Source organism: Kitasatospora sp. NPDC057542, from assembly GCF_042801945.1.
GTDB lineage: Bacteria > Actinomycetota > Actinomycetes > Streptomycetales > Streptomycetaceae > Kitasatospora.
Window position 1 is genome coordinate 1 of record NZ_JBHVFE010000606.1, and the last position, 4,666, is coordinate 4,666.

Below are 4,666 nucleotides of genomic sequence, written 5' to 3' on the forward strand. Positions count from 1 at the left end.
GTCCCGGGGTGGCCGCGCCCGGCGCCCCCGTTCCCTCACCCGTCCTCCCACACCGCTCCGAGGAACACCCGCCATGCGAACCCGCCCGCTCCTCGCCGCCTGCGCCCTCGCGGCGGCCGCCGTCCTGCCCACCGCCGCACCGGCCGGTGCCCACGGCGACAGCGTCCACCTGGACGTCACCGGCCAGCAGAACGGTCACGTCAGCACCGTCGCCACATGGGAGAACGACCACGACCCGGTCACCGAGGACTTCGCCGGCACGCTCTCCGCCACCGCCGCGGACGGCCGGGCGGTGGGCCCCTGGCGGCTGGTCGGCGTCCCGGGCCGCCCGGGGACGTACACCACCCGGGAGATCCTGCCCGCCGGGCACTGGCAGGTGACCGTGGACTGCGCCTTCCCGTCGCTCGGCCACGCCCAGCGCGAACTGGACGTGGCGGACGCCGTCATCGACGACCCGGTGCCCGCCGGCACGGCGGCCGCGTTGCCGTCGACGGGGACGAGCGCCGGGCCCGTCCCGGTGCCCATCGGCGGGCCGGTGTCCGAGCCCGCTCCCGCCGGTTCCGCACCGACCGCAGCCTCCGGCTCCGCCTCCGCACGCGACACCTCCGACTCCACCACCTGGGCCGCCGCCGGCACCGCCGTCGCGGCCGTGCTGCTGGTCGGCACCGGGATCTGGCTCCGCCGGCGCCACCGGGCCTGAGCCGCCGGCCCCGGTCGCCGGGCCGAGCAGTCCGGCCGTACCGGGGGAGCGCCCCGGTGGTGCTGGACGATCACGCCAAAGGCCCGGGCCGAGTTCGGCGACGGCCGTATCCCCTGCCGACCGATCCGCGTTTCGCGACTGGTCTACGCCTCGTCGTCCAGCGTGTACGGCGCCATCCTCGAAGGCGCGTCCGGCGAGAAGCGGATGCCGACGCCGGAGTCGCCGTACGCGGTCAGCAAACTGGCCGGCGAGCAGCTGTGCCTCGCCCACGCGGGCAAGGCCTCGTCGGTGGTCACCGCGGTGGCGCTGCGGCTCGGGCCACGGCAGCGGCCCGGCGGTCGAGCTCCGAGTACGTGGTCCGGACCGACTGCGCCACCACGGCGATGTCGTCCGGAGCCCGTCTCGCCTGTTCCTCGAAAGCCCGATGAACCTGGCCGATCCCGGACATGCTCGCCGACGTCACTGTCGATCCCCCTCATGAACTTGCCATTGCACCGGAGCCATGTCTGTCGAGCTTTCGAGTGCAAGCGCCTTTTGATCGTTGGTCAGTTGGCGTTGCTGCTGATGCGTGCGGCATTGAGTCAGCGCTGGCCTGACTGAACCCGGCTACAGATGCCCCCACCTGAGACTCTCGGCCGACGGCCTGGGCCGCCGGGCCTGGCCGTACCCATTTCCCGACTGCCGCAGCCTCCGAGCAGGGCGGATCCGTCACTGCACCGCCATCATGACGATCTGTCAATCCAACCCTCTGTGAGGCCGGTGCCAGTGAGGCGTAGGGTGCGCCATGTGAACGAACTGATCTTCCGGGGGAAAGACAGATTCAGCCCCGACTTGGCCGATCTCGCGCTACTGCTCATGGTCATCACGGCCGAAGTCCTCGCCGGCCGAATGAAGTTCCACTTCGGCCCCGGCCTCATGATCCTGCTCGTCGGCGGGACGGTGCTGCTGGTTGCTGGGAGCCGCCTCATCGCCATGCGGTACTGGGTCCGGGTCAACGCCGACGGAGTCACCGTCAGCTGGGGGCTCGGCCGTGGCCGCACCTACTCCTGGCAACAGATCTGCTGGATCGACGTGTCGGAGATCCAGGGCCGCGGCACGACCACACGCGTGGCGCGGATCCACACCACCGACGGTCGGCGCCACTGGCTGTCGACCCTGGTGACCAGCGGCTTCAATCCGTTGGAGGACTTCGACGCCGACTTCCGGCGGGTCGTCGACTGGTGGAAGCACAGCACCGGTCCGAGCCAGCGCGTCCGGCCGGAGAGGCAGTTCCGGGACCGGATCACACCCACGAGGATCGGGGTGGTGGGCACCGTCGTCTTCGCCGTCATCCTCTTCGTCGCCACCGTGGTGCTGTAGCGGTGGCCACCCGAACGCGTCGGCCCGACCCCCGACGGGCGTGTGCCGGTGTCGGCCTTCGGTGGCGGCGGACCTGGTGGTCGTCCAGCCGCGCCCGATGCGCGCCCGTCCCTGGTGCCTGACGGTGTTGTTCGAGAGGATGTTCCAGTGGCGAACCTGACCCGGATCTGGACGATGACCCGCGCCAACTTCCACGCGGCCGACCCGGTCGAACGGTGGACTGCGCGCGCGGCCTGGGCGGTGCTGACCGCGACTGCCTGGCTGGCGGTGATGTTCACGACCGTCTGGGGGGCCATGGTCGCCGGGGTTCCCACCGATGTCGTGGGGTGGTTGGCGATCGCCCTCTCGCTGGCGGTCCCCGCCGTCTCCTTCGTCGCCGTCACCTCCGAGCCCGGCGGGCGCCCCGGCGCGCCGGCGTTGACGGTTCTCCTCCTGGTGGCGGCCGCCGTGCTGGTCATCACCTTCATCTGAGTCGAGACGCACGACTCCCGGGCCACCCACTGGACCTGCGCCGCCGGATCGCGGCCTCCCGGTGCTGCTCGACCTTCGGAAAGCCCGTCCCGAGGTACCGGTCGGCGTAGCCGTGGAACGGAGCCGGAGGCCGTGGTGGTGTCCCGCAGGTCGGAGCGCGCGCAGGCGTTCGCCCGGCGCGCCGCCGAGGAGTTGGAGGTCGAGGTGCGGGCGGTGGGCACGGTCGAGGAGGCGGTGCGGGAGCGCGACGTCGTGGTCGTCGCGACGAACAGCCCGGTGCCCGTCCTGGACGCCGGCTGGATCGCACCGGGCACGCACGTGACGACGCTCGGGCCCAAGTCGCTCTCGCGCCACGAAGTCCCCACCGCCCCGGCGGACCGCGCACACGCCCCCTGACGGACTCACTCGCGCGGACGGCCGGCTACGCCGAACCGCACATCCTGCCCGTCGAGCGGATGGTCGACCTCGGTACCGTCCTGGCCGGCGCCGAGGTCGGACGCACCGACCGGGACGACTCACCGCCTTCTGCTCGGTCGGCCTGGCCGGCACCGAAGCCGTCGCGGCAGTGCTGTTGGAGGAGTCGCACTGACGCCGGCCGGGACGGGCGTTCGCCATGGCGGGCGCGGGGACGTCCGGCTCTACCCGCGGGGATCGGGGCGGCAACAACGCCGACCTGCTCGGCAAGGGGACGGCCCTCGGGACCGCGGCAAGGACACCCTGCTGCCCGGCCCGGACCCGGCGCCGGTTGTCGGCCTGTCAGCCGGCCTGGACACCACCGACGTAGGCACGCAGGTCAGAGTGCCCGGTCGGCACCTTCCACCGGCGCAGAGCGTCCATTCCGCCGGCGGGCCAGCCATCGGCGTCCTGGTCGGCGATGAACCGCACGACCCGCTGCTGCACGTCGCTCAGGTCTCCGAAGGACTGCGGCGCTTCGGCGGGTTTGCCCGGAAAGACCAGCGTGAACAGCCTGTGCGCCGTGTAGTACCTGTCGTAGTACCTCTCGACGCCCGTACAGTCGGCCAGACCGACGAGCATGGCCTCCACCGCTCGCAGCGTCGTGGCCTCGGGTGTCTCGGCCAGGGCCATCACGGCGAGGCTGCCGTAGGAGCCGCTCAGGAACGCCATCGTCCCGGTCTTCTCCGGCGGCCGGGCGACGACCTGGATCAGCACGTCCACGACGGCCGGGTCGGCGACGCCGAACCGCGTCAGCGCGAAGGCGGAGGCCCAGCGCAGCTCGACGACAGGGCTGTCCAGGTAGCTTTCGATGAAAGGGACGGCCGCCGGATCGCCGAGCAGCCCGAGGGCGACCACGCCCGTCGCCGCGGCTCCGGGCGAGGCTTCATTGGTGACGAACGCCTTCAGCAGCGGAACCGACGTCGGCGCGTACTCGGGGAACCACGCGAACAGGTTCGCCGTCTCGGCGCGCAGTTCAGGGCTGTCCGAAGTCAGCAGGACGGCGAGCGCGGGAAGTGCTTCCCGGACGGCGTCGTAGGAGGACACGACCGCTTCGGCGTCGATGAGCACCTGCTCGCAGCTCTCCTCACGCTGCTTGCGCTGCTCGTCGTCCGCGGCTTCGGCGATCCACCGAGCCCAGTCGTCGGCTTCACCTCGCATCCGTGCCAGGTACTCGCGGTCTTCCCGGGGGTCGTAGCCGTTCGGCAGATGGTTGTTGTCCAGCCCGATCGCGATGGCGACCAGCAGACCGACGAACCGGTGCCTGTTGACCAGTCTCGGGTCGAGCGCCATCCGCACGAGAAACGGAACGGTGTACGCCGCGGCCTGCGATCGCGTGCCCTGGTGCACGATGTGGTTCGCGAGCTGAGCACTCGGCGGGTAGTGGCCCTCCCGGTCCCCCGCCTGCATCGCCCGGAGGTGTCCGGGGACGTCCTCGGCCTTGCCGTAGGAGTGCCGCAGTCGGGCCCAGGGCACATCGTCGAGGCCGGCGAGAGGACCGTTGGTCACAGCAGCAGATCCTGGCACACCCGGAGTGTGTCCTGCGGTTCGGCGTCCGATCGGGCGGTGGTCGTACGATCGCCCACGACCTGGGGGCTTGCGCCGGCCCTGGATCTCCGACTGCGACGGAGACCTGCCCTGCCCCCTGCGCTGCAACAGCAGCAGGACCGCCAGGCCCGGCGG

General features: G+C 71.7%; 6 protein-coding genes. 5 read left to right on the plus strand and 1 reads right to left on the minus strand.

Annotated elements, in window-relative coordinates:
• Positions 1-73 precede the first annotated feature (73 nt).
• The 5 genes from ACFU7Y_RS40590 (at position 74) to ACFU7Y_RS40610 (ending at position 2,926) form a co-directional block, all read left to right on the plus strand.
• Entirely contained in the window at positions 74-700 is a 627-nt protein-coding gene (locus tag ACFU7Y_RS40590; RefSeq protein WP_224274770.1) for a hypothetical protein, read from the plus strand.
• Between the two features lie 162 nt (positions 701-862).
• The gene (locus tag ACFU7Y_RS40595) at positions 863-1,300 is read left to right on the plus strand and encodes an NAD-dependent epimerase/dehydratase family protein (RefSeq protein WP_380771404.1); all 438 of its coding nucleotides are present in this window, start codon (positions 863-865) and stop codon (positions 1,298-1,300) included.
• 186 nt (positions 1,301-1,486) lie between these two features.
• Positions 1,487-2,059 (plus strand): hypothetical protein, encoded by a 573-nt coding sequence (locus ACFU7Y_RS40600; RefSeq protein WP_380771406.1) that lies wholly within the window; start codon positions 1,487-1,489, stop codon positions 2,057-2,059.
• Positions 2,060-2,206: 147 nt separating this feature from the next.
• On the plus strand, positions 2,207-2,530 hold the full coding sequence (locus ACFU7Y_RS40605) for a hypothetical protein (protein ID WP_224274774.1): 324 nt from the start codon (positions 2,207-2,209) through the stop codon (positions 2,528-2,530).
• Between the two features lie 132 nt (positions 2,531-2,662).
• Complete coding sequence (locus ACFU7Y_RS40610) at positions 2,663-2,926, plus strand: hypothetical protein (protein WP_380771408.1); 264 nt, start codon at positions 2,663-2,665, stop codon at positions 2,924-2,926.
• Positions 2,927-3,286: 360 nt separating this feature from the next.
• Here ACFU7Y_RS40610 and ACFU7Y_RS40615 read toward each other — a convergent pair whose 3' ends face one another.
• Positions 3,287-4,492, minus strand: a complete 1,206-nt coding sequence (locus ACFU7Y_RS40615) for a HEAT repeat domain-containing protein (RefSeq protein WP_380771410.1) — start codon at positions 4,490-4,492, stop codon at positions 3,287-3,289.
• Positions 4,493-4,666: the final 174 nt, after the last annotated feature.